This is a genomic window from Rhizobium sp. JAB6, from assembly GCF_003024605.1.
Classification (GTDB): Bacteria; Pseudomonadota; Alphaproteobacteria; order Rhizobiales; family Rhizobiaceae; genus Rhizobium.
This window is the reverse complement of sequence record NZ_PYJQ01000004.1, coordinates 73,972-98,197: the sequence shown is the minus strand read 5'-3', so window position 1 is coordinate 98,197 and position 24,226 is coordinate 73,972. Positions and strand designations below refer to the sequence as shown.

Annotated in this window: 24 protein-coding genes; 15 read left to right on the top strand and 9 right to left on the bottom strand. The window is 59.6% G+C overall.

Annotation, left to right across the window (positions count from 1 at the left end):
• Positions 1 to 56 precede the first annotated feature (56 nt).
• A complete protein-coding gene (locus C7U61_RS05290) occupies positions 57 to 1,754 on the bottom strand; it encodes a bifunctional diguanylate cyclase/phosphodiesterase (protein ID WP_106997113.1) in 1,698 nt (565 codons plus the stop codon).
• Between the two features lie 608 nt (positions 1,755 to 2,362).
• Between C7U61_RS05290 and C7U61_RS05285 the strand changes: the two genes are divergently transcribed.
• From C7U61_RS05285 to C7U61_RS19465, 4 genes are all read left to right on the top strand, one after another.
• Positions 2,363 to 2,992: a hypothetical protein gene (locus C7U61_RS05285; RefSeq protein ID WP_245410747.1), complete on the top strand. Its 630-nt coding sequence runs from the start codon at positions 2,363 to 2,365 to the stop codon at positions 2,990 to 2,992.
• A gap of 241 nt (positions 2,993 to 3,233) precedes the next feature.
• A complete protein-coding gene (locus C7U61_RS05280; protein WP_106997213.1) occupies positions 3,234 to 3,965 on the top strand; it encodes an MgtC/SapB family protein in 732 nt (243 codons plus the stop codon).
• Between the two features lie 68 nt (positions 3,966 to 4,033).
• Positions 4,034 to 4,588, top strand: a complete 555-nt coding sequence (locus C7U61_RS05275; protein ID WP_106997111.1) for a BON domain-containing protein — start codon at positions 4,034 to 4,036, stop codon at positions 4,586 to 4,588.
• 8 nt (positions 4,589 to 4,596) lie between these two features.
• On the top strand, positions 4,597 to 4,743 hold the full coding sequence (locus tag C7U61_RS19465; protein WP_181315795.1) for a hypothetical protein: 147 nt from the start codon (positions 4,597 to 4,599) through the stop codon (positions 4,741 to 4,743).
• Positions 4,744 to 4,753: 10 nt separating this feature from the next.
• Here the strand turns inward: C7U61_RS19465 and C7U61_RS05270 are convergent, their stop codons facing one another.
• Entirely contained in the window at positions 4,754 to 5,158 is a 405-nt protein-coding gene (locus C7U61_RS05270) for a hypothetical protein (RefSeq protein ID WP_245410746.1), read from the bottom strand.
• A 292-nt stretch (positions 5,159 to 5,450) separates the two neighbouring features.
• Here C7U61_RS05270 and C7U61_RS05265 point away from each other — a divergent pair, with 292 nt between their 5' ends.
• Positions 5,451 to 5,807 (top strand): hypothetical protein, encoded by a 357-nt coding sequence (locus C7U61_RS05265; RefSeq protein WP_106997110.1) that lies wholly within the window; start codon positions 5,451 to 5,453, stop codon positions 5,805 to 5,807.
• A gap of 205 nt (positions 5,808 to 6,012) precedes the next feature.
• On the opposite strand, the gene C7U61_RS05260 is transcribed toward C7U61_RS05265, so the two are convergent.
• Positions 6,013 to 6,270 carry a DUF2934 domain-containing protein gene (locus C7U61_RS05260; RefSeq protein ID WP_106997109.1) on the bottom strand — a complete coding sequence of 86 codons (258 nt, stop codon included), beginning with the start codon at positions 6,268 to 6,270 and terminating at the stop codon, positions 6,013 to 6,015.
• Between the two features lie 139 nt (positions 6,271 to 6,409).
• Between C7U61_RS05260 and C7U61_RS05255 the strand changes: the two genes are divergently transcribed.
• From C7U61_RS05255 to C7U61_RS05250, 3 genes are read left to right on the top strand one after another with little or no spacing between them, the layout of a single operon-like run.
• Positions 6,410 to 6,871 carry a YbhB/YbcL family Raf kinase inhibitor-like protein gene (locus tag C7U61_RS05255; RefSeq protein WP_106997108.1) on the top strand — a complete coding sequence of 154 codons (462 nt, stop codon included), beginning with the start codon at positions 6,410 to 6,412 and terminating at the stop codon, positions 6,869 to 6,871.
• A 56-nt stretch (positions 6,872 to 6,927) separates the two neighbouring features.
• Positions 6,928 to 7,098, top strand: coding sequence for a hypothetical protein (locus C7U61_RS19460; RefSeq protein ID WP_181315794.1), 171 nt, complete (start codon positions 6,928 to 6,930; stop codon positions 7,096 to 7,098).
• A gap of 39 nt (positions 7,099 to 7,137) precedes the next feature.
• Positions 7,138 to 7,326 (top strand): DUF3008 family protein, encoded by a 189-nt coding sequence (locus C7U61_RS05250; RefSeq protein WP_106997211.1) that lies wholly within the window; start codon positions 7,138 to 7,140, stop codon positions 7,324 to 7,326.
• Between the two features lie 55 nt (positions 7,327 to 7,381).
• Here C7U61_RS05250 and C7U61_RS05245 read toward each other — a convergent pair whose 3' ends face one another.
• From C7U61_RS05245 to C7U61_RS05235, 3 genes are all read right to left on the bottom strand, one after another.
• Positions 7,382 to 9,757 carry a phosphoketolase family protein gene (locus C7U61_RS05245; RefSeq protein ID WP_106997107.1) on the bottom strand — a complete coding sequence of 792 codons (2,376 nt, stop codon included), beginning with the start codon at positions 9,755 to 9,757 and terminating at the stop codon, positions 7,382 to 7,384.
• 19 nt (positions 9,758 to 9,776) lie between these two features.
• Complete coding sequence (locus tag C7U61_RS05240) at positions 9,777 to 10,949, bottom strand: acetate/propionate family kinase (RefSeq protein ID WP_106997106.1); 1,173 nt, start codon at positions 10,947 to 10,949, stop codon at positions 9,777 to 9,779.
• Between the two features lie 175 nt (positions 10,950 to 11,124).
• Entirely contained in the window at positions 11,125 to 11,502 is a 378-nt protein-coding gene (locus tag C7U61_RS05235) for a hypothetical protein (protein WP_106997105.1), read from the bottom strand.
• 718 nt (positions 11,503 to 12,220) lie between these two features.
• Here C7U61_RS05235 and C7U61_RS05225 point away from each other — a divergent pair.
• On the top strand, positions 12,221 to 13,876 hold the full coding sequence (locus C7U61_RS05225; RefSeq protein ID WP_106997103.1) for an FAD-binding dehydrogenase: 1,656 nt from the start codon (positions 12,221 to 12,223) through the stop codon (positions 13,874 to 13,876).
• 230 nt (positions 13,877 to 14,106) lie between these two features.
• On the opposite strand, the gene C7U61_RS05220 is transcribed toward C7U61_RS05225, so the two are convergent.
• The gene (locus C7U61_RS05220) at positions 14,107 to 15,840 is read right to left on the bottom strand and encodes a phospholipase D-like domain-containing protein (protein ID WP_106997102.1); all 1,734 of its coding nucleotides are present in this window, start codon (positions 15,838 to 15,840) and stop codon (positions 14,107 to 14,109) included.
• 286 nt (positions 15,841 to 16,126) lie between these two features.
• Between C7U61_RS05220 and C7U61_RS05215 the strand changes: the two genes are divergently transcribed.
• The 4 genes from C7U61_RS05215 to C7U61_RS05195 all read left to right on the top strand — a co-directional run bounded on the left by C7U61_RS05215 (position 16,127) and on the right by C7U61_RS05195 (position 19,558).
• Positions 16,127 to 16,333 (top strand): hypothetical protein, encoded by a 207-nt coding sequence (locus tag C7U61_RS05215; RefSeq protein ID WP_245410745.1) that lies wholly within the window; start codon positions 16,127 to 16,129, stop codon positions 16,331 to 16,333.
• A 533-nt stretch (positions 16,334 to 16,866) separates the two neighbouring features.
• Positions 16,867 to 17,841: a mannonate dehydratase gene (locus C7U61_RS05205; RefSeq protein ID WP_106997100.1), complete on the top strand. Its 975-nt coding sequence runs from the start codon at positions 16,867 to 16,869 to the stop codon at positions 17,839 to 17,841.
• Between the two features lie 36 nt (positions 17,842 to 17,877).
• Complete coding sequence (gene kdgD, locus C7U61_RS05200) at positions 17,878 to 18,786, top strand: 5-dehydro-4-deoxyglucarate dehydratase (protein WP_106997099.1); 909 nt, start codon at positions 17,878 to 17,880, stop codon at positions 18,784 to 18,786.
• Between the two features lie 349 nt (positions 18,787 to 19,135).
• Complete coding sequence (locus tag C7U61_RS05195; protein WP_106997098.1) at positions 19,136 to 19,558, top strand: DUF4168 domain-containing protein; 423 nt, start codon at positions 19,136 to 19,138, stop codon at positions 19,556 to 19,558.
• A gap of 244 nt (positions 19,559 to 19,802) precedes the next feature.
• Here the strand turns inward: C7U61_RS05195 and C7U61_RS05190 are convergent, their stop codons facing one another.
• Positions 19,803 to 20,672, bottom strand: a complete 870-nt coding sequence (locus C7U61_RS05190; protein WP_106997097.1) for an NmrA family NAD(P)-binding protein — start codon at positions 20,670 to 20,672, stop codon at positions 19,803 to 19,805.
• Positions 20,673 to 20,778: 106 nt separating this feature from the next.
• Between C7U61_RS05190 and C7U61_RS05185 the strand changes: the two genes are divergently transcribed.
• Complete coding sequence (locus tag C7U61_RS05185) at positions 20,779 to 21,669, top strand: LysR family transcriptional regulator (RefSeq protein WP_106997096.1); 891 nt, start codon at positions 20,779 to 20,781, stop codon at positions 21,667 to 21,669.
• 230 nt (positions 21,670 to 21,899) lie between these two features.
• Here the strand turns inward: C7U61_RS05185 and C7U61_RS05175 are convergent, their stop codons facing one another.
• Positions 21,900 to 23,123 carry an MFS transporter gene (locus C7U61_RS05175; protein WP_106997095.1) on the bottom strand — a complete coding sequence of 408 codons (1,224 nt, stop codon included), beginning with the start codon at positions 23,121 to 23,123 and terminating at the stop codon, positions 21,900 to 21,902.
• Between the two features lie 98 nt (positions 23,124 to 23,221).
• Here C7U61_RS05175 and C7U61_RS05170 point away from each other — a divergent pair, with 98 nt between their 5' ends.
• Positions 23,222 to 24,202: an AraC family transcriptional regulator gene (locus C7U61_RS05170; protein ID WP_106997094.1), complete on the top strand. Its 981-nt coding sequence runs from the start codon at positions 23,222 to 23,224 to the stop codon at positions 24,200 to 24,202.
• The last annotated feature ends 24 nt before the right edge of the window (positions 24,203 to 24,226 follow it).

Below are 24,226 nucleotides of genomic sequence, written 5' to 3'. Positions count from 1 at the left end.
CTTGCATCTGTATGGTACCTTCTCGAGAAATCCCAAATAAAATATGCTTCAGAAACTCACGGACTGGCGTGAAATTTATCGAATGACGTGGCGGATGGGGTGCGTGCACCCTGCCTTATGAAATCATCAAGCTTGTCGGCGCCGAGCGGAGGGCTGATGCTGTAACCCTGCAGGCGGTCGCAGCCCTCCTGCTGAAGCCAGGCCGCCTGCTGCTGCGTCTCGACGCCCTCCGCGGTCACCCGCATACCCAGGCCATGGGCGAGGCTGATGACAGAGCGCACAATGGTCTGGCTTTTGCTGTCCTGCAAAAGATCCCTGATGAAATAGCGATCAATCTTGATCGTATCGAACGGAAAATTCTTGAGATAGCTGAGTGAGGAATATTCCGTGCCGAAATCATCGAGGGAAATCTGAATGCCGAGTACGTTCAGCGTGTTCAGCGTGTCAAGATTGTTGATCGTCCGCTCCAGAAGCACGCCTTCGGTGATTTCCAGCTCCAGGCGCTCGGCTGGAAATCCGACGACATCGAGCGTTTGAGAGATGCGATCGGTAAGGCCCGGCGTCAGGAACTCCGCCGGAGAAAGATTGACGGCAAGCGTATAGTGCTCCGGCCACGCCAAGGCCTCGCGGCAGGCTTCCTCCAGCATCCACTGGCCGATTTCACGCATGAGCCCGTCGGCTTCGGCCATAGGAATGAAGGCTGCCGGCGGAATGATCCCGAGTGTCGGGTGCCGCCAGCGCAGGAGCGCCTCGAAGCCGACGACATTGGACGGAGGCTCCACCAGCGGCTGATATTCAATGAAGAACTCATCAAGCTGCAACGCCACGCGCAGGCTCCGCCGCAGCAGTTCTCTTTGTTCGACTACGATCAGCATGGCCGGATCGAATGTCCGTGCCCGCCGCCGCCCTTCTTTCTTGGCGGCATAAAGGGCGACATCGGCCGCCTTCATCAGCTGTTCTCCCTCATTGCCGTCGCGCGGCGCGATCGCGATTCCCACGCTGACGCCGACGAAGAGAGAGATGCCGTTGATCGTGAACGGCTTTTTGAATTCGGCCAGCAGCGCCTCTGCCAGCCGTTCCGCCTCCACGGCCCGCTGCGGACCGACCTGGATGATGGCAAATTCATCGCCGGCGAGACGGTAGGCCGTTCCGCCGCGGCCGAGTGCTTTCGTGATTCTCTCCGCGGTGAGTTTCAGCACCATGTCGCCGGCGCCGTGGCCGAGCGTGTCGTTGACAGGCTTGAAATCATCGAGGTCGAGCTGCATCAGCGCCGGCCCAATCTTGCCGGTTACCGGAAGCAATTGCTCCAGCGCCGCGCTGAATTGGCGACGATTTGGCAGTCCGGTAAGGACATCGTGCGTTGCCTGATGGATGAGCCGCGCTTTTTCATTGTCTTCGGGCGAGAGGGCTTCATCTGCTCCCTGGGTTTCGACGATCAGGAGCCCCACTCGGATCCGGGAGACGAGCAAGTTACGTTGTCCCCGCTTCGGATCGGCGAGCTGGATCGTGCGGGGATCACCCGTATCGATGACGTGACGAACGAGTTCGGCGAGCGCGGGCGTTGCGAGCGCGGAATAGGCCTCCCACAATGACACCTCGCTGCGGGGTGTGAGACCTATATGCTCTTTAAATCGCTTGGAGGAATCGAGCAGTTTGAAATCGAGATCCCAAAGCGAGACCGTTGCCTCTAAACCGTTGTCGGATTCGGACCCATAGAGAGTTTGCTGCGGCCGATCCACTCGGTTTTCGGGCATAGGGCCTCGTCCTCCCCAAGCCGGCTGCGCAATCCGGCCATTGTGCAGTTTGAACTCGTCCGTTCGCATCGGAGCACGCGTATCAACGATGGCAATTAACCGAGCATGCACGCAAGTGATAACTTACCAGAACGCCGCAGCCATTTTAAGCGAATATATTACGAGATCTTCATATTTAGCAATAATTGCTAAGACATATGAAGACTAAATGTGCTGCCGCGGCGCAGTCTGTTTCATTTTGAATGCAGGACGATTGTATTGCCGCGGCCGAGGAATGGTGCTGGTTGTGATGTGCATCGGATGGTCCGATTGCATGATCGTTGATTCGCAGAACATGCGTGCCGTCAGAGCTTCCTCCCCGATGATCATCCCGACTTGCTACACGCCTGCCCTCGTCGTGACGCAGATCAGATCGCAATGCATTGATGCCCGTTTGGGATGAGGCAGCGGCGGAGATTGCTTCATCAAGCGGTTTGGTGTAGGGCCTTAACCTCCAACGTTCGCAGACGATCGCCATGTCGCGGTGTTGCTCCCAGAAAATGCCAGCCTCTTATTCCTTTTGATTGTCCATTAACTGCGCTCCGTCATCGGGCACATATCGAAGCATCATGGTTAAACAGACAAAGCCCTTTATCATTGAAATCAAAGCCTCCCGCCGGATGAAAGCAATATCAACTGGAGCATCGAGATCCATCTGGGGAGAGCTTGCCGCCGATCTGAAGCAGACCTTGGCTATGGAACAGGAGCCACAAGCAGGTTCGTTCCCGCAGGAGGTCCAGCACAAGGATGGCGCGGAGTGCCCGGATAGTGATTCAGCGACTCTCGTGGATCGTGATGAAGCGATGGCGCCGCAGCCCAGTTCGCGGCTTCTTGAAAAATGGCTGGCGAAGAAGGCGGAAAGGCCGAAGGCCGGTTCACAGGATGTGGTTGAAGCATTCCTTGCGCGGCTTGATCAGCAAAAGATGCTGCTTGCGGAATGTCAGTCGGACCCCGATGGTTTCAAGCGCTGGCGCTCGGCATGGTTTCGCAAGGTCCCCGGCGGCTTCGGCGTCAGCATCGGCCATGATCTGATCGATGCCGGTGATGGTCTGCGATATGTCATCGTCGATACGCTCGACGATCTCTCTCGTTTTCTCGATGACCTCGGTCACCACGCGCGAACCGACCTGGATTTCCGACGGGCGCTGGAAGCGAACCGCAGGCAGCGTGCCGCCCGCCTATCCTCACGCGCAACGTAATACATTCCGCGCCGGGGTTTTGGCTGGGAAAAGCAAAGGCTAACATGCTGGAAGGGCTTGCTGCGCAACGCCGCAAGCGGCCTCCCGGCTCACGCGCTTTTTCCGCGTGCCAGGTAAGCGGTAGAGCATCGTCCTGCTTCTACTGTGTTTTTTTGCGAGCGGCTTCCATCAAAGATGGAACGAAACGCCTTTTTGCGATGTTCCCCCATCAATCTTGCTGGTGACACTCCTTTGGGAGGAGATCGTGCCTCACCTGAGCGACACTATGCCGGTCGACGTGGGTTGGCTGGATATCGCCCTCCGTCTGCTGCTGGTGGTCGCAGCCGGATGCCTGATCGGGATCAACCGGGAAATGGGCGGTCATGCCGCCGGGTTTCGCACGACGATCCTGGTCGGACTTGCCGCATGCCTGTCGATGATCCAGGCCAATTTGCTTCTATCCACGCTGGGCAAAACGTCGCAATCATTCGCCTCGATGGATGTGCTGCGCTTTCCGCTTGGCGTGCTGACGGGTGTCGGCTTCATCGGCGGCGGCGCCATTCTCAAACGTGGCGACCTGATCACCGGCGTCACGACGGCGGCGACCTTGTGGTTCATGACGGCGGTCGGTCTGTGCATCGGTGGCGGTCAATTGATCGTGGGTTCGGCCGGGGCCATCATCGCCTTCATCGTGCTGTCGCCATTCAAACAATTCGACAGGCTGATCGCACGCCGGCAAAAGGCGCGTTTCGTATTCGAGCTGCCTCGCGATGGGGGTATTGCGATCGCCGATGCGCAAACAGCGCTGGAACCGCTCGGATATGCCTTCTCCTTTGTCGGCAAGACCACCGGGCCGAACGACGCGACCGCGCATATTTCCTACGAGGTGCGATGGCGGCAAGCGGGGATGGATGGCGGCGGTGCGCAACTGCTTGCGTCGCTTGAGGAGCATTACAAGGTGGTGTCCTTCGAAATGCTGACGACCGGAGCTTGATGCAGGCATGGAGGCCGGAACATTCCGGGGCGGCAAAGGTTAACCGCTCACGGAACAGGGAGAAAACCATGACTAAGATCACCGACAGGACAAACGCAAGGGGTTCTCCGCATCGTAGCGACACACGCACTATTCAGGCACTCGATCAGGCGGCCGGTGGGTCGGGTGATATCGGGCCCGGACAGCGGGTAGGAGAAGCCTCCCCAGAGCCCCGGCTCGAGAATGGTACTGACGATGCGCGCTGCGAAGACTCAGCCGAATATGATCTGTCGCGCAAACAGATGGCCGAGGACATTTCCGGAAAAATCTCGCATGTGCGGGCTTCCGGGTCAACGGAGACCAGCCGACGCACACGGTCCGAAGAGCGTTCCGCAGCGCCGTACATATCGACGCCGGAGAGAACAGACGTCGAAATTCGAACGGAAATCGAGAGCAAGCTGAAAGCCGATCAATTGCTTGACGAGACCAGCATCTTCGTGACCGTCGGCAATGGGCGCGTCGTTATTGATGGCTCAGTCGAAAATCACGAGGCCAAGCAGCGTGCGGAAACGATCTCCCGGCAGGCAAGCGGTATAATCGGGCATGACAGCAATCTTGCCATCCGCCCATCGGGACGGCGCTAGGCTTCCAGATGCGGATGCTGTTGCTCGTCATCTTCGGCCTGATGGTGGCGTCCGTTCTGGGGATTCTCGTCATCAAGCCGTTTACGTCAAGTAACGGCCGAGATAGCGGGGCCGTCAAGAATGGCCCTATCGAGCAGCCCGAACCCAAACCCTGACGGATCAGCATCATTTGCTGGGCTGTTGATTATTCTGCTGTTGCGTGTCGCCGGGCTTGATGACGGGGGTGTTGCCGACCTGCGGGGCTGGCTTTTCCATCTTGCTGTCGCCGACCGTCGGCGGTTTCAGCACGCCGCCGCAGTCGGACAGTTTCTGGCTGGGGTTGTTTGTTGCCGAGGGTGTCTGCCGGCCTTGCGCTTGCTTGCCGTCGGTCTGCCGGTTGGTTTCCTCCGCCTTGCATCGGTCATCATTCGGTTGCTGTGCGAAGGCAAAATTCCAGGACAGCGCAGCCGCCATCGTCGCGATCAACAGCAAACGGCTGCTTTCGGCCAGCTTTCCATTGCTGCGATGACGCGGCCGATCAGATCTCGATCGGGGCAACGGCGCGGGTGCCGGCAATTTCTTCGGCGTCACGGCATTGACGGGATTTATTGGCACTTTTTACCCTCCTCGAGCATTGGAGGGGCTGCAGACCGGATGGATAGGAAGCTCGCCTGCCGTTTCGTTGGCTATGGAGAGAAAGCGAAAAAATCTCCATATTCTTCAGCACCATCGCGTTCGCTTGGCACGATCTGCAACCTCGTAAGGGTAACGCCGGGCTGTGCCCATTGTTCCGGCGGCGCCGATCCGGCAGGCTCCTCAATGGAACCATCGCCGGGGTGTTTCGGTTAGGCCAATGTAGCGTTTGCAATAATGGAGGCTCGCCATGGCGTTCGATGAACAGAAGAAGCCCCGAGAAGAAACGAAGCCGCTATCGGCGACCGAAGCGCGGCAGGGCGTGCGGGGAACGCATCTATCCACTCTCCTCATTACGGCATTGGTGCTGGTGGCAATCGTATGGGCTGGCGTGGAAATCTGGGGTCGTTATATCGAACCAGGCAAATCCCAGAATTCGGCGCCGACGATAAGCTCCTCCAGCGGACAGCCGCAGGGGGGGACGATAGACAATACACCACCCGCCGGCCAAACGGCCCAGCCGGCTCCGACCGATCGTACGGAAAACAATCAGCAGGGCACGAAGAGCACACCGGCCCAGCCGAACCGCGACGGAACGCAGAACTAGGGGCGGCTTTCAAAATTTCGGATAACCGCAGGGTTAACGCACCGTCGGCAGCTAAGCAATTCCAGGTAAAGTTCGTAGCGGGCTTTTCCGTCCGGAATTGCGTAAAAACAAGAGATCGAGCATTTTCGCGGTTCGAAGAAAAGCGAAAGGCTCTAGGCTCCCGGCGCGAACAGGCCTCTGGAGAAGAGTGGCCGATGGCGGTCGACTATCCGGCGCGGCGGGCGCCGGATGGCGTTCTTTCCTCGGTTTCCTGATCGTCGTCATCCGCCCGGTGCTTGGCGGTAGGTTTTCGGAATCTCGCGAGTATTTCTTCACCATCTGCCGATGCTCGCGTCCTCTCCATGATTTCGCGCTCCTTGACTGCCTGCTCCCAATGATGCTGGCTGCAGCCCCAAGGGCGTCCGGCTGCTTCCCAAATGGCGTAAGCCCGCCTGCTGATCCACTCGAACCGTTCATCCGCCATCTTTTTCTCCTTCGTAGATGCTCCGAACAACTGAGGGCGAGCGATAGTTCCATGGGGAACAATAGTGATTCTGATGTGTTCCACCTTAAATTCAGAAGGTCACAGGCACATGAATCCGCGACGATGAAAGGAGGTCCGAATGGCTTTGACGTTGATCAGCAAGGCCTTTGCCGAGGGAACGCCGATACCGCGCAAATATGCGCTGGAGGGCGAAAACATATTCCCGCCACTTGCCTGGGGTGGGGCGCCTGAGAAAACCCAAAGCTTTGCATTGATCATCGAGGATCCAGATGCGCCGAGCGGAACATTCCGCCACTGCGGGATCGCCAATATTCCGGCGCAATGGAGCGGCCTTGTCGAAAGCGTGGACACGATGCAGGAGCAGGCGCTGCGCTTTTACAAGAATGATTTCGGCAATGCCCGCTATGACGGTCCAACGCCTCCTGCAGGCGATCCAGCCCACCGGTATATCTTCCGGCTTGCTGCCCTTGACGTACCGAGGGTGACGCTTCCCGAAGCCGCCGGGGTGGAAGCAATGTGGCAGAAAGTGAAGAAACACACGCTTGCAGAAGCAAGCCTTACCGGCAAATACCAGGCGTAAGGCGCTATTTGCAAGCAGACATGATCGGCGGTTGCTGCCGCCGAAGGATGGTTGCAATGAGCACGAGAGACCGAGACGGTCCGCGCAAACCCGAGCCGCGCACGTTTTCCGCGCAAGAGGTGCGCCAGGGCGAAATCATCCTGAGGCGGCGCTGGCAGCGCCTGATATTCATCGGCGGGCTTGCGGCGATGGCGCTCGTGATCCTGCTGGCGCGCTTTGCCGGATAGGCCGGCGAAATTTCAATGCAGCCCGAAGGAGATGTCGTCATGCCAGCCAAGTCGAAATCGCAGCAAATGGCTGCCGGTGCGGCGCTCGCCGCCAAACGCGGCGAAAGAAAGAAGAGCGAATTGAAGGGTGCGTCGAAGAGCATGGTCGAGTCCATGAGCGAGAAGGAGCTTCACGACATGGCCTCGACCAAACAAAAGGGAAAGCCGCAGCACGCGTCCAAATCCTGAGGTTCGGGGACGTTCAAGGCGGTATTTCCGGCGGAAACGGGATGTCGGTCCGGCTCTATCGCTTCCACCGCCAATTTGAGACTTCCGGCATATCCTCGCCATGCTGCCGGACATAGTCATGATGCCTGATGAGTTTTGCCTTTAGGCCATCCACGACCTCCGGTACCTTCTCCCACAGGCCGGGAATACGGTTGATCGCCTCCAAAGCGAGATGATAGCGATCCAGCTCATTCAGCACGGTCATATCGAATGGCGTGGTCGTCGTGCCCTCTTCGATAAAGCCGCGAACATGGATGTTGTCGTGGTTGGTCCGCCGGTAGGTCAAGCGGTGGATCAGGTAGGGATAGCCGTGATAGGCAAAGATCACCGGCTTGTCGGCGGTGAAGATCTGGTCGAAGGACTTATGATCGAGGCCGTGCGGATGCTGTTGCGGGTCCTGCAGCGCCAGGAGATCGACCACGTTGACCGTGCGGATCTTGAGATCGGGGATCGCCTCGTGCAGCAGCATGACGGCGGCGAGCGTTTCCATGGTGGGGACATCGCCTGCGCAGGCCATCACCACGTCGGGTGCGATCGTATTGTCTTCGTAGCTCGCCCAATCCCAGATGCCCACGCCGGCCTTACAATGGGCGGCGGCTTCGTCGATGCTGAGCCATTGCGATTCCGGCTGCTTGCCGGCCACGATGACATTGATCCGGTCATAGGTCCTGAGGCAATGATTGCCGACCCACAGCAGTGTATTGGCGTCCGGCGGCAGATAGATGCGCACGATATCGGCCTTCTTGTTGGCAACGAGATCGACGAAGCCCGGATCCTGGTGGGAAAAGCCATTGTGATCCTGCCGCCAAACATGCGAGGTCAAAAGATAGTTCAGCGACGAGATCGGTTTGCGCCATGGCAACTCGCGTGAAACCTTCAGCCATTTGGCGTGCTGGTTGAACATGGAATCGATGATATGAATGAAGGCTTCATAGCACGAAAAAAGCCCGTGCCGCCCCGTAAGCAGATACCCTTCCAGCCAGCCCTGGCATAGATGCTCGCTGAGCACCTCCATCACTCGTCCGTCGCGGGAGAGGTGGACGTCATAATCTTCGATCTCCTCCATCCAGACCCGGTTCGTGGCTTCAAAGACGCTGCCGAGCCGGTTCGATTCCGTTTCGTCGGGACCGAAGATGCGGAAATTCTGCTTGGCATCATTAAGCTTCAGCGTGTCGCGCAAGTAGTGCCCCAGGACCTCGGTGGATTGCACCTGCTTGCTGCCGCGCTCGCCGATCTCTATGGCATAATCCTCAATGGAGGGAACCAGAAGCTCCTGGCGCAGCAGGCCGCCATTGGCATGCGGATTGGCGCTCATACGCCTTTTGCCGCGGGGCGCAAGCGCCTGCAGATCCTCCTTCAGCCGCCCGCTATGATCGAAAAGGTCATCCGGATCATAGCTGCGCATCCAGTCTTCCAGGATCTTGCGGTGCGCCTCGTCGCCGCGGCAATTGGCGACCGGCACCTGATGCGCTCGCCAGAAACCTTCGACTTTCTTGCCATCGACTTGCTTGGGGCCGGTCCAGCCTTTCGGGCTTCGCAGCACGATCATGGGCCAGCGTGGCACCCCTTCGGGCGAAGTCTTTTGACGTGCGGTTTTCTGTATGTCACGGATGCGGTCGAAGACGCGGTCGATTGTATCGGCCATCGCCTGATGCATGGCGCTCGGCTCATGCCCTTCGACAAAGAAGGGTTCATAGCCGTAGCCCCCGAAGAGATTGCGGAGATCCTCGTCGCTGGCTCGGCCGAGGATTGTCGGATTGGCGATCTTATAGCCGTTGAGGTGGAGGATCGGCAGCACCGCACCGTCGCGCGCCGGATTGAGGAACTTATTGGAATGCCAGCTCGCCGCCAGCGGTCCGGATTCGGCTTCACCATCGCCGACGACGCAGGCGACGATCAGATCGGGATTGTCGAAGGCGGCACCATAGGCATGCACCAGCGCATAGCCGAGTTCGCCGCCCTCATGGATGGAGCCGGGCGTCTCCGGTGCGGCGTGGCTCGGAATGCCGCCGGGGAAGGAAAACTGTTTGAACAGCCTTTGCATCCCTTCCGCCGTCTCGGCGATATCCGGATAAATCTCGCTATAGGTGCCCTCCAGATAGGTATTGGCGACCATGCCGGGACCGCCGTGACCAGGGCCGCATATATAGATGACGTTGAGATCGCGCGTCTTGATGACGCGGTTGAGATGCGCATAGATGAAGTTCAATCCGGGCGTCGTGCCCCAGTGGCCGAGCAGTCTCGGCTTGATATGCTCGGGCTTCAGCGGTTCGCGCAGGAGCGGATTGTCCATGAGATAGATCTGGCCGACCGACAGATAGTTGGCCGCTTTCCAGTAGCGGTCGATGAGGGAAAGTTCTTCGGGCGAAAGCGGTGTGGTAACGGCATTCATCTGCGTCTCCTCGTTTTCGTCAAGCGATGAGGGCAACGGCCTCTTCGGCGATTACCCGTTCCTCGTCGGTGGGAATCACGAATAGCTTCACGCGGCTGGAGGCCGTGTTGATCGAGCTCAAATTGCGCATGTTCGCGTCTTCGTCGATCTCGATACCCAGCCATCGCAACCTTTGTGTAATGCGAGTCCTGATCTGCGGCTGGTTCTCGCCGATGCCGGCGGTGAAGACGATGGCGCCGAGGCCACCGAGTGTCGCGCATAGTCGCCCGATTTCGCCTGATATGCGCAGGCAGAACAGATCTATGGCCTCGGCCGCTTCCGGGCGCTCGTCATCGAGCAGAACCCGCGTGTCGCCGCTAATACCGGAGACGCCGAGCAGCCCGCATCGATGGTAGAGGAAATCCTCGATCCTTTCGGCCTGCGGCATTCCCGTCCTCATGAGGTAGAGCAGGGCGCCCGGATCCAGCCAGCCGGGACGCGTCGCCATGGGGATGCCGTCCAGCGCCGAAAAACCCATGCTCGTGTCGCGGCTGATGCCGTTTTCCATCGCGCACAGGCTGGCACCGCTGCCGAGATGGCAGGCGACGACCTTGCTCTTCGCCGCTTCCGGATCGATCTCTCGAAGCTTGGCGGCGATGTATTTGTAGGAGAGCCCATGAAAGCCGTAGCGGCGTACGCCGTCGTCATGCAGGGCGCGCGGTATCGCCAGCCGCCGCACGACATCGGCTTGCGACGAATGGAAGGCGGTGTCGAAGGAGGCTGCCTGCCGGACCTCCGGCCGCAACGTTCGCATCGACCGAATGGCGCGCAGGGCCTGCGGCTGGTGCAGGGGCGCAAGGGGTATGAGCGTCTCGATCCGCTCGATCGCAGCATCATCCAGGAGGGTCGCCTCTTGAAAGGTCATGCCGCCGTGAACGACACGATGGGCAACTGCCTGGAGCTTGCCGGGAAGGTGGGCCAGCACATGGTCCAGCGTTTCGGAGATGACGGACATGAACTGCGCGCTGCTATCGCCCCTGATCGCCTTCTCATATCGATCATGGCCGATGGAATAGCGAAGCATCAATGGGCTTTGATCGAAATCGATCTTGCCGCGGCCGACATTCTCCGGCCCCTTTGCCGTCAGCTCGAAGACCCCGATCTTCAAGGTCGAGGATCCGGCATTGAATGTCAGCAAGACATCGTCGGTCATGTCAGCCTCGAAAGAAGAGTGTTGACTACCGAAAGCTAGCGCACTCCAACCCGGAGGCAACCGGGCATAGGGCTGTATGCGGCTCTTTCTCGCAAAAGGCGGCCGTCAGTCGGCGGCTAGCCAGGGGTTGCGTGCCGAGAAATGCCCGGTCGTTTGTGGGATCGAGGTGCCGGTGTCAAATTTCCATCACGTCTTCGAACGCTTCGGGGAAGCTTTCCCGAGCCACTTTCTCGTTGATCACAAGCATGGCTTCATAGGAGAGCGGATCAAAATCCTTGTGGGCTGGCATCACCTCGCGCCCAAAGAGGAGGTTCAGCCGCGCGGCATCGAGATTGCCGCGCTCGAAAGGTTCTGCTCCGAAATAATGCCAGAGCGCGTGGAGGAATGCGGCATCGATCAGATGTTCCTGCGATCCGGGCCGCGCACGTCGCGGCAGTTTCTTGATCGGCGTCACGCCCTTGGGATTTGCGCGGCGAATGGTGAATTGTACGCCTGTACCCGGCATGCCGGAAGGAAAGCCGCGGTGTTTCGTCATGTCGGGAAGCTTGCCCATGGCTGCTGCTCCTCTCCTGTAAGCGATCGGGTCATGCCTTTTCCGATGTCAGGCAAGCCGATGCGATGGAGAAGGCTGTGTGGAGACCTACTTTGTCGTGATTTCCCTTCCCCAGTCAATTGCAAGACCGGGCTTTCATTTCGCCGAAGGGACGCGACGCTCGGTTCGACGATGGAGGGAGTTCCGTGTTTGAAGGTAAAGGCTATTGCTCGCGAGCAAGCGGAGCCACTTGTCGAGGGGAACCCTGCACCGAAAAATTCAACTGCACGTCAAGCAAATGATATATGAGTGCGGCAAGCGCGACAGAAAAGACAGAGCCTAGAATGAAACGAAGAAATGTCGGCCACAGGTAAACCATTAGGATCAGTGCCAGCCGTGCCAACATCGAAAGCCAATCGACAAGCGTGGGCGTCTTCCGCTTATACATGATGTTTCCCTAGAGGGCCTGGCGGCATCGTTCGCCACCATCCCCGTTCCCTCGGAGCCCAAACCTGCTGAAGGTTCTTTCGTGTCGACAGCGGTGGTCTCGTCAGCAGGATGGGCGATTGGTCGCTGTCGGCATCGGAAGACAACATGAATATCGTGCAGGTTTCGTGGAGATGGGAAGCAGGCTTGGTGGAACGATTCCCGACGCTCGTCGGAACTGTTATCCGTTTTACTTTTACGTAAACTTCGTTAGGTTTCGCAGGGAGGACGCTATTCGCTTGAGGGAGAACGGGTGAGCGATCGTGCGGATGTGGTCATCATTGGAGCAGGCCTGTCAGGCCTTGTCGCCGCTTGTGAGCTGATAGAGCGCGGGAAACGGGTGATCCTTGTGGATCAGGAGCCACGCGCTAGTCTCGGGGGGCAAGCCTTCTGGTCTCTCGGCGGGCTGTTCATGATCGATACGCCGGAACAACGGCGCATGCGCATTCGCGACAGTGTCGATCTCGCCCGTCAGGATTGGCTTGGCGCGGCAGCCTTCGACCGGCCGGAGGACTTCTGGCCGCGTGCCTGGGCCGAGGCCTATCTCAATTTCGCCGCCGGCGAGATGCGCAGCTGGTTGCATGGGCTTGGCATGCGCTGGTTTCCCGTGGTCGGCTGGGCAGAACGCGGCGGTGGCCTTGCCGACGGGCACGGCAATTCCGTGCCGCGCTTCCATGTGACCTGGGGCACGGGTCCCGGCGTTCTGGATCCATTCGTAAAAAGGGTTGTGGCAGCAGAGAGGGAGGGGAAGGTCGAACTGTTATTTCGTCGGCGCGTGACACGGCTGATCGGCGATGACAAAGGCATTACCGGCGTGGAGGGTGAGATCCTGGCGGAGGACAATATCCGCCGCGGGCAGCGATCGAACCGGGATGTCGTCGGCGACTTCCGCATCGAAGGAGCCGTGATCGTGGCGAGCGGCGGCATCGGCGGCAATCAGGAGCTGGTTCGCCGTGTATGGCCGGTCGAGCGTCTCGGCTCGCCTCCTGCACGGATGCTGAGCGGCGTGCCCCATCATGTCGACGGTCTGATGATCGGGCATGCCGAGGCTGCCGGCGCGCGGCCGATCAATGGCGACCGCATGTGGCACTATACGGAAGGCATTGAGAATTGGGACCCGATCTGGCCGAACCATGGCATTCGCATCCTGCCGGGGCCGTCCTCGCTCTGGTTCGACGCCGACGGCAATCGCATGCCCGCACCTTGCCTGCCTGGCTTCGACGGCCTTGCGACGTTGCAGCATATCTGCAAGCTCGGTCATAGCTACAGCTGGTTCGTGACCACACAGAAGATCGTCAAGAAGGAGTTTGCCCTTTCGGGTTCCGAACAGAACCCGGATCTTACCGGACGCCATATCGGGCTTCTTCTGCGCAGCCGCCTTGGCCGACTGGCTGCCCCGCCCGTGGAAGCTTTCAAGGCGAAAGGCAGGGATTTCGTCGTTGCCGAAACGCTGGATGAACTGGTCGCGGGCATGAACCGCATCGCCGACCGTCCGCTCGACCTTGCCCATCTGCGCAGGCAGATCGAAGCCCGCGACCGTGAATTGGACAACCCCTTTGCCAAGGACGCGCAGATCGTCGCCTTGCGACAGGCGCGCGGCTATCTCGGTGACCGCTTCATGCGTACGGCTCGGCCGCATCGCATATTGGACGCAAAGGCAGGCCCATTGATCGCCGTGCGCCTCCATATTCTTACCCGCAAAATTCTTACCCGCAAATCTCTGGGCGGGCTCGAAGCCGATCTGAATAGCCAGGCGCTCGGGCGGAGCGGTGCGCTCATACCGGGATTGTATGCCTGCGGCGAGGCGGCAGGTTTCGGCGGCGGCGGATATCACGGCTGCAGTGCGTTGGAGGGCACATTCCTGGGAGGGTGCATTTTTTCCGGCCGCAATGCGGGGCGAGCGGCATAAGGCATCGAAACGGGCGCTCCGACGGGAAGGGTGTCCGACGACACTGCGAGGGCATGCAGTCTCGCCGGACGCTGCAGTAGCCGGCTCGGGGGTGGCATCCAAGCCGATAGCGGATATCCTAGCAGCTACCGGAGGTTTATTTAACCTGCCCGAATGGATGGCTACGGGCTTCGTCGGATATGGGCGATGCCAGAAAGCTGAATGCGATCCTCGATCGGCACCCCCGCATGTCAGGCGCTGTCATTCTTGCCGAACCAGAAGTCGAGCTCGCGTATGCGGCGCTTGTCATAGGGCTGGTCCGGCGATTTGATCTGCCAGCTGTCATCATCGGCAAGGCCGGTCCACTTGGGCGCGCCGCCCTGTTTCTGGACGGACTGCCGCCAGCGATACTGGGCATAGATTTCCATGATCTTGCCGGCATACTGACTGGCAAGATCGCCATTGCCGGTGATGATCACCAGGTTTTCGTCGTTCACGCCGCTCGCCTTCGGGCCCATATTGTGGGAGCCGGTCATGACGACGGGATTGGGGCCGAATGGATCGATGATGACCACCTTGCTGTGAACCATGGCGTGCGCCGTCGGCAGCTTCAGAACTTCCTTCTGCCAATAGGCGAAACGGCCGGGGATCGCGGCGGGCAGGACGACGTCGGCATTGGCGTCGATCCGTTCACCTCTGTTGAACAGCACGACAGGGTTCTTTGCCGTGCCCGGATTCTGGTTGACCACGCCCTGGATATAGAGATCGGGCTTGAACGAAGGGCTCGAAGGAGAGGCAAGCTCGATGATGTCGTTGAGAAGCGTACCGCGAGGGCCCGGATTGAACATGGCGAACAGGATGCCCTGCTGGGCGCCGCGGATCAGCTCGCCTGCCTGTTCGAGATCGAGCCCTTCGCGCATTGGCGTGAACCAGACCGTTGTATTTTTCGCTTTCGGCGTTGTTCTGGGCTCGGCATTGCTTTCATAGAGGGCGGGCGGAGAATCGTTGCCGTCGGCGGCAAGCGTCTTCCACTGGTCAAGGTAGAATTGCGCGACGGCCGGGTTATCGATCAGAAGCGCATTGTTGGCCTGCGTGCAAAGGCCGGTCATCGTCCAATTCGTGCTGCCGGTCCAGATGGCCTGCGGCGATTTGTCGGCGGCGCAGATGACGAGGAACTTATTGTGCGCCAATGCCCGCGGCGCGCTCATGCGATCCCTGACATCGCAGGAAGACAGTTCGGACCGGGCGTTTTCGTTTTCGTCCTCGCCCTTTTTCTTGACGCTGCCATTGCCGAGCACGATGTGAGCCCGTTTCTTGAAGCCCTGCAGCAGGGGAATGAGCTCCGGATCGTCCAGCTCGAACAGGGCGGCATAGATATGGCCGCCATTCGACCTGATATCATTGAGGAGCGATACCAACTTGTCGCGGATCGGCCCTGCAAGGAAATGGCGGATCGGATCTTCCGGGTTGGCGATCGCCTTCTTGAGTTTGGTGCTGGGAGCCTCTTCGGGCAATAGGCGGGCAAGCCATTGGCTGGCAACGATGCCTCGGTTGAAATAGCAGCTGACATGGCCGCTGGTCTCGACCCCGATCGGCATGGCATCGCTCCAGTCCGATACATGATCGGGCGATTCCTGCAATGCCGTCTCGGAGCCGATCATGGCAGAGACCTTGTAGGCGACGACATCACCCGGATTGACGGCGAAATCGGACCAGAGATATTTCTGGATCGGCCATTCGGTCGTCGGCTTGCGCGTGCCTTCCGCGACGGCCGGCCCGTCGGCGAAGCCGACCCAGCTTGCGACGATCTCCTCATGAAAGCCGTCGGCATCGACATCGGAGACCGTATTCGGGCTTTGCGGGCTTCCGGCCGCCCGCTTGATCTTCCGCCGCAGGGCAAAGCCACGGCACTGGTCGATGAAGCCGCTGCGCCAGGCGATAAGAGCGCTATCGACACCGGGATGCACGATCAGACTTATGTTCATTCTCCCTCTCCCTGGATGGTTGCTTCTGTTCCCGTGACTGCGACCGCGCATGAGATTTGCGCCGCTAATCCGACTGCCGCGGGACCTGGTCGGGCTTGTCAGGCGAGCGGCGCGCCTGCTTGGTCGTCCAGCCGGTCGAGTGGCTCTATCGGAGTTTGCGTCATGGCCGTGACGATCTCATGAATTGCTTTGCGCATCCTAAGGGTGGACGCAATACCCGTCAGCCTGCATGTCTCCGCCCTGCAGCAATTCCCGCATCAGCTCTCCGGGAGGCCAGCGCCAGCGCGTGGCCATCGCCCGTACCCTCGTGGTCGAACCTGACGGCGTTTCGCTGGAACTGAACCGCTTTCATCGCGCTGATGCCGAAGGGCTGCAGGAAGCAGGCATTGCCTTGCGTTTGAGCCTGCCGCTGCCGGAAAAGCTCGCCGTCCTATGGCAGGGCGGCCGAGGCCCGCTATCCACGATCCGACGCTGCCTTAGGGAGGAGCATTGAAGGCGATGGTTATCGTCGCAGGGGGCGGATAATCTTCTATTGCTTCCTGATCCGGCATATCACGGTGCCGTTCCCCGTTTCGGCTTTTTTGTTTGGGTCGATGCAGGTCAAGGCACCCGGTTCGCAATCCTCGCGGAATTCGTAGGGTCCGTTGGGACCCTGAGCCACTAGGTTGGGACTTTGGCGCGGGCAATCCACGGCTTCCATCCCGCGTTGCTCGCATGCGCAAAGGGCAAGCCCGATCGAAAGGAGACCAAGAAATCTGTTCATCATCTGCCTTCGATTACAGGATCGTATGACGAATGCAAACCTATGCGTATCTTGGGCTATGTGCGAAGCGAGGTGAATAGGCCATACGGTCCCTCGCTTCCCTGATTTTCATAGCACCCATAAAACGCGGCTAATCTCATATTATGACTGGGCGAAACTCTACGGGGCCTGAAAGCCTCGCGAAATTGCCCATCAGTGCTCGACACCTCGAAAAATTCATATTATGTCATATGACATAGAGAAATATGAGGGAGAGACGCTCCGTGTATTTAGGTACGCAGGTCGAAGCGCGGGACGACGACGATTACCGCGTTTTCGCGCAGTTGGGGGTGAAGCATATTTGCGCGGACCCGCCAGGAAAGTCGGAAAGCTGGACCCTCTCCGAACTTGAGCGCTTCCGCGACAAGATGGAGAGTTTCGGACTTATCCTGGACATGATCCAGCTCCCCTTGCCGTCTCAACCGATCGAGAAAGCAACCTACCCCGATATTCTGCTTGCCGGACCGGATCGCGATCGCCAGATCGATGCGGTCTGCAAGCTCATCGAAGATGTGGCGGCTGCCGGCATTCCCGCGGCGAAATACAACCTCAACCTCATCGGCATTCCACGCACGCCGGAGGAGCCCGGGCGCGGCGGTTCGATGAATGCGAGCTTCCGTTGGGATAAGGCGGATCATCAGGCCGCTCCCGGCCTTGCCGGCGTCCTGTCGGAAGACGAGAATTGGGAGCGCATCGATTATTTTCTGAAGCGCGTCGTTCCCGTGGCGGAGAGCAATCGCGTCCGCCTCGCCTGCCACCCGCACGATCCCTATACGCCGCCGGGCTACCGCGGCGTAACCCGCGTCCTTGGCACTGTGGAAGGCTTGAAGAAATTCGTGCTGATGCGCGAAAGTCCCTATCACGGCCTTAATTTCTGCCAGGGATCGGTTGGCGAGATGCTCGACAATCCGCGCGAGGAGATCGGCGACATCATCCGCTGGTTCGGCACGCGGGGAAAACTCTTCAACGTTCATTTCCGCAACATTCGCGGCGGCAAGCTCTCTTTCATGGAGACCTTTCCGGACGAGGGCGACATGGACATGGTCCGCTCCGCAAAGATCTACAAGGAAGTCGGATATCAATACATGCTGATGCCCGATCACGTGCCGACCATTAGCGGCCGGGACCCGACCGGCGTGGCCTTCGCCTTCTGCTACGGCTACATCGCCGCCCTCGTTCAGTCGCTCGAAGGCGCCTGAGAACCGTTGCCATACCAACCGACGATAGGATGCCGGATGGACCCGATTGAACTGAAAAAGGCGGTTGGCAGCGGTCTGCTGTCCTTCCCTGTTACCCATTTCGACAGCGATCTTAAATTCGATGAGGCGAAATACCGTCGCCATGTGGAATGGCTGGCAGGCTATGATGCCGCAGCCCTTTTTGCAGCTGGCGGAACCGGTGAATTCTTCTCCCTCAATCCCGCAGAAATCCAACAGGTCGTGCGCGCCGCAAAGGCATCCGCCGGCACTACGCCCATCATCTCGGGAACAGGCTACGGCACGTCGCTCGCCATCGAGATCGCCAAGGCAGCCGAAAAGGCCGGAGCCGATGGTCTATTGCTGTTGCCGCCTTACCTGATGTTTGCGGAACAGGCCGGCCTGATCGCCCATGTCAAGGCGGTCTGCCAATCGGTCGGGATCGGCGTCATCGTCTACAACCGCGACAATGCGGTGCTCAGCGCCGATAGCATCGCGCGGCTTGCAGACGAGTGTCCCAACCTCATCGGCTGCAAGGATGGGGTCGGCGATGTCGACAAGGTGATCGAGATCACCACCACCCTCAAGGATCGCCTCGTATATGTCGGCGGCATGCCGACTCATGAAGTCTATGCTCAGGCCTATTTCGCTGCCGGTGTGACGACCTATTCCTCCGCCGTCTTCAATTTCATTCCCGCACTTGCCCAGCGTTTCTACGGCGCGCTGCGGAGCGGAGACCAGGCAACGGTGGATGAAATCCTGACCGGCTTCTTCTTCCCGTTCGTCGCCCTGCGCAACCGGAAGAAGGGGTATGCGGTCTCGATCATCAAGGCCGGCCTGCGCGTGCTTGGCGAGGATCCCGGCCCCGTGCGCCCGCCGCTGACCGATCTGACGCCTGAGGAACTGACGGCACTCGCCAAGATCATCGAGACGGCCAAGGCTGCCTGAACCACAAGGCGAACGGTACGCTCGCACCGTTCGATTGCTGTTTCCGTCGATCCGGGCGCGAAGTGGCATGAGATCGTCATTCCCTGACGAAAACAAGATCGCGGCCATCTCCTAACGATGCTCGTTGCCCTCGCAGGAAACTCGCGGCCGAAGCGGAACGGCTGCCATAAAGCTGCCGCCCTATGGTCAGTGCCTTGCCGCGTTATGACCTCACAGAAAACGTTTGACTGCCACATTGACGCCGGATCGTTCCTCAACCCTGATCGACGGCGATATCCACACGATATGCCAGCCTTCGCTCTACGCCATCAAAGAGGTGTTTCCCCCGAACGACTGAAGAGGAATTGAGATGATTCGTCATATCCCTGCTGCATCGTTGACAGCTGCAATCTTGAGCCTGATGGTTCTCGGCAATCAAGCCTTCGCACAGCAAGCCACACAGGAGCAGCCACCCGCGCAAGCACAGCAGCCCGACAGCAATGCTACGGCTGCACCCGTCAGCGACCAGAAAATAGAGGCTTTTGCCGTCGCTTATCTCCAGGTGGACAAGATCAGGCAGGAATATTCGGCCAAGATCGGCGCAACGCAGGATCCGACTGCGAAGCAACAGCTGCAGACGGAGGCCAGCAAGCAGATGGTGCAGGCCGTTCAGACCTCGCCGGGCATGTCGGTGAACGAATATAACGCCATTCTGACGGCCGCAAAGAAGGATCCTGCACTTGTGAAGAAGGTCCAGGACAAGATTCAGAAAGCTGCGCCGGCGCAGCAATAGGCGACGCGCGATCTTCAGGTGAATTGATCTTATGCCGCCGTGCTAAGCGCTTAAATCTTGGCACGGCGGCTGATGATCGACGATCTGGTGTGGAAGTTTGCGCCCGTTGCCATCAAGTCTCAATGAATGAAATACAGGTAGAATAATGATATGACGCGGCCTCGCGGCCGCGCCACCTTATCCGAGCTCGTGTGTGCCCGCCTAATTGTGAGGGATCTCCGAGGGTGAGTTGAGCGGGCAGCCCTTATGCCGCGTTCGCGATCGCGGTTGCGAAATCACGATAGCTGTGCGGTGGACGACCCAAAATCGCGGTCAGGCGTTCGATGTCGCCGGTCTCGGGGATCATGCCGTCGCTGACGTAGCGTTCCGCCATCAGGCGCATCTCATAGGCGGTCCACTTGGGCATGAAGCTCGCCATGTTCTGCTCGAACCCGCTCGGATCGTCGCCGCCGTAGACAACCGGACGGCCGAGCAGGTCCGACCAGATCTTGGCCGCATCCGCGCCGGTCAGCGTGTCGGGACCAACGAGGTTGATCGTCTCGATCGGCAGCTTGCCGGGAGCCTGGTCGCGGCGGATCAGTTCTATGGCGGCAACCTCGGCGATGTCGCGAGCATCCACCATGGCAACACCCTTGCTGCCGATCGGCATCGGATAGATGCCGTGATTGAGGATCACGTCCTTGATCATCAGCTCATTGTCGATGAAGTAGGTCGGTCGCAGGATGGTGGCGCTGAAGCCCATCTGCACGAGCATGCGCTCGGCGCCGAACTTGACTGCAAAATGCGGGACATTCACCGCCTGATCGGCTTCGAACACGGAGAGATAGACGACGCGTTCGACGCCTGCTTCGCGAGCGATATTGAGTGTGATGATCGCCTGGGTGAATTCATCGCCGGTAACGGCATTCAGCAGAAACAGCGTGCTGACGCCTTGAAAGGCGTTGCGCAGGGCGTCGATGTCGAGCAGGTCGCCCTGGGCGACTTCGACGCCGGCCGGGACATTGGCCTTCGAGGGATCGCGGGTCAGCACGCGGACCTTTGCGCCGCGCTTGACAAGTTGATCGACGACGTGGTGGCCGACACGGCCGGTGGCGCCAGTAACGAGAATGGTCATTGTGGTTACTCCGTTTGGGATGTTCAGTTGACAGTCATCAATTTATTGATCCACATTGATCCCGATAGACGCTCTATTTGGACTCACTGTCTCACTGATGGAACACATGGACCTGCTAGCTCTCGCCGATTTCAATCTGGTCGCCCGCCATGGCGGGTTCGGTCGGGCCGCGCGCGCAGCCGGCCGCCCGAAGGCGACCTTGTCCCGGCGCGTGGCCGAGCTGGAGGCAAGTCTCGACCTGCGCCTGTTCGAGCGCGGCGCACGGACGCTGAAGCTGACGGAGGAGGGGCGCGCACTCTTCGAGCGAACGGGCGCACTGTTGACCGAGCTCGACGAAACGGCGAAGGCGATCGCTTCAGGTGGACATAGCCCCCGCGGCCGGTTGCGGATCAGCGCACCCTTGCTGTTCTCGCAGACGGCTTTGGGAAAGCTTGCAGCGGGGTTCGTCCGGAAATATCCCGAAGTTCGGCTTGAGATCACGACGGAAGACCGGGCCGTCGACATGATCGAGGAAGCCTATGATGTGGTCATTCGCGTGAATCCGGAGCCGGATGAAAGTCTTGTCGGGCGCGTCTTCCTGCACGACCGGCTTGTCGTCGTGGCAAGTCCCGACCTGCCGCGTCCGGCAGGCGGCGATGCCGTTCCCGCCGTCACACGTGGAGCGATGAATCAAGCTGAATCGTGGGAGGTCACGACTTCAGCGGGAAAATTGCGATTCGCGGCAAGGCCAGTTCTGAGTGTCTCCTCCTTCATCATGGTTCGCGATGCCGTTCGCGCCGGCGTGGGCGCAGCGCGTCTACCGCTATCGCTCGCCATCCCCGATCTATCCGCCGGCAGGCTCGTCAGTTGGGGCGAGGTGGAAGGATTTCAGACCGCTCTTTGGGCGCTATACCCGACACGGCGGCTGCTGAGCGCCCGCGTGTCTGCATTTCTGGACTATCTTAAGGAAGCTTTTCCTCGGGGAATGCCTGAGGAGCTTGCGGCCTATATGGAATGAGGCGTAGGCCGAATCATGAAGGGGGAGTATGGCCCGGTGTCTATCTGACAGAACGCCGATCTCCAGGCGAAAGGACGTTGACCCGGACCGGAGCTATCTCGATCGCTGCAGCGCGAACGAGCACTTCGATTGCTCCGTGCCGTGGCAAGCGAGGGCGCTTCCGATGGCCGCCGTATCTGCAGTTCGAAAGCGCCCCTCGATTATCGGAGCAGACGCTGTGATCCTGCTCGTCAGCTTTGAGTGAGCGCAGTCTGCTTGCCGCCTCGTGCTGCCATCACGATGGTTCCCGCAAGGCAGGCAACTCCGAGGAACGACATAACGCCCAGCGGTCCCTGCAAGTCGATCAATACGCCGCCGAGGACTGCTCCGCTGGAAATAGCGACCTGGAAAGCGGTCAGCAGCAGTGCTCCAGCACTTTCAGCTTCGTCGGGAGCGGCACGCGTGATGTAGCTCTGGATGGAGACGGGAAAGGCGCCGAAGGCGAAGCCCCAAATGGCCACTCCGACAATCGCGGCGAGTTCGGATGCGCCCACGGTTACGAAGATAGCGGCGGCAACGGCGATCAGGCTCGATGAGAAGATGGTGCCAACAGCAGAGCTGCGCTCCGCGATCATGCCGCCGACGATATTGCCGAAGAAACCGCTGACGCCGTAGGCAAGGAGCACCAGCGATACCATCTCGACGTTGAGATGGGCGATACCTTCCAGATAGGGACGGATATAGGTGAAGCCGGCAAAATGGCCTGCGACGATGAGAAGTGTCGTGATCAGACCCACCCGGATCTTGGGCCGCGTCAGAACGGCGCCGAGCGTGGACAAGCCTGCGTGGCCTGCCGGTGGCAGCGACGGTACAGTGACGGCCTGGGCAATAAATGCAAGCACGCCGACAGCGCCGGCCAGGACGAAGGAAGCCCTCCATCCCAGGGTCGATCCTACATAGGAGCCGAGCGGTGCTGCCGTGACTGTCGCGACGGAAACGCCGGTAAAGATCATCGCCATTGCCCGAGGGAGATGTTCAATCGGGACCAGCCGCATTGCAAGCGCGCCGGCCATCGCCCAGAAGCCGCCGAGCCCTACGCCCAGCAGAACTCGCGATACGAGGAGTGAAATCAAATTGTCGGCGGTTGCCGCCAGGGCGCAGGAGAGGATCAGAAGAGCAGTCAGACCAAACAGCACACGGCGTCGGTCGAATCTTCGAGTGGCTATGACGATACCCGGGCCGGCAAATGCAGCGACGACGGCCGTTGCAGTCACAGTTTGGCCGGTCTCCCCTGCAGAGAGGCCAAGATCGGAAGAGATTGGGGTCAGCAGGCTGGCCGGCAGAAATTCCGCCGTAACGAGCCCGAACACGCCGAGCGCCAGGGCGACAACGGCATCCCACCTGGGTCTGCTGGATGTCTCTGCCGTCCGCTGATTGTGAGGAGATGGATTGGGCCTGAAATCACTCTCTGCCATGGCGCGCGTCCTATATTAAGATGTCTTGGCGTGTTGTTGATGCCGTCGAGCAAAAGGTAATCGTGACACTCTGTACTTTCCATGCTAGGAAATCCGAGATGCTTGACTATTCGTCCAAAGACAATGCCGGTGAGACCCATGATGCTCTGAGCGAGATGCTGAGAGGCTTGCGGCTCGATGGTGTTGAATATGGGCGCTGTCGACTCTCGGAGCCGTGGGCGACCTATTTTGCGCCGCAGCCGTCGGCGAGATTGCATTTCATTTCATCCGGATCTGCCTGGCTTCAGGCGCCGTCAGGCGACTGGCTTCCGTTGGGACCGGGCGATGCTGCGCTTCTGCCGCGTGGCAACGCACATGTGATCGCAAGCGAGCCGGGCGTGCCGCCCGTGCCTTTCGAGCAATTTGACCGCAAGGAAGTCTGCCGGGATGTCTTCGATCTCCAGTGCTCCGATGCCTGTGGGGGAACGGTGGCTTTAACGGCGGCGATGCGCTTCAATATCGACAATCTTCATCCGTTGCTGCGGCTGATGCCCGACACCATGCTCACCAGCGATCTGGCCAGGAACGAGCCGGCCATTCCGCATCTGCTCGATGCCATGACGCGCGAAGGGCAGATGGATCGGGTCGGCGCGGGCGGCATACTCGCAAGGCTTGCGGATGTGCTGACCGCAACATTGATCAGGACCTGGGTCGAACATGGCTGCGGCGATACCACCGGCTGGATTGCCGCGGTTCGCAGCCCAGAGATCGGCCGGGTGCTGGCTGCAATTCATCTCGAGCCGGACCGCGACTGGAGTTTGGCGGCACTTGCAAACCTGATGGGCGTCTCACGCTCGGGCTTTGCGGAGCGCTTCCTGAAAGTCGTGGGTGAAACGCCGGCACGCTACGTTGCCAGGGTGCGCATGCATCAGGCTCTTCAATGGCTGCGCAATGGAATGCGCGTCTCCGTGGTTGCACGGAGATTGGGCTACGACGCGGAAGCATCGTTCAGCCGTGCCTTCAAGCGTATTATCGGTGCTCCACCCAGCCAGTTCCGCAAGGGCAGCGGAGCTGAGACGAATTCACTCCCTGTGGATTGAAGCTCCCACCATCGAGAGTGGCCG